The organism is Rhizobium sp. SVR5-9E, assembly GCF_056755095.1.
This window is the reverse complement of sequence record NZ_JBNDHS010000636.1, coordinates 1-243: the sequence shown is the minus strand read 5'-3', so window position 1 is coordinate 243 and position 243 is coordinate 1. Positions and strand designations below refer to the sequence as shown.

Below are 243 nucleotides of genomic sequence, written 5' to 3'. Positions count from 1 at the left end.
CGGCGCGGCCGGTCAACAATACCGCCAGACTGACGGCGTCTGCCGCGAGACGCAGCACTGCCAGGATTCGCCGAACAAGCCGTCCTTGCCGACGACGGTGCTGAAGCCGGGCGAAACGCTAAGGTCGACGACGATACACAAGTTCTCGACCGATGCGTCCTAGAGCTATAGACGCGTGCATCCCCTGCTGCGGAGTCCAGCCATGCCATATGTTGGTATGCGCCGACCACCGTGGCACCTCCC

Annotated in this window: 1 protein-coding gene; it reads left to right on the top strand. The window is 63.4% G+C overall.

The genetic code is table 11. The features are described from left to right. On the top strand, positions 1-163 hold a 163-nt coding region (locus ACPYOJ_RS36350), incomplete at its 5' end, for an aldose epimerase family protein (RefSeq protein ID WP_481420536.1). Positions 164-243: the final 80 nt, after the last annotated feature.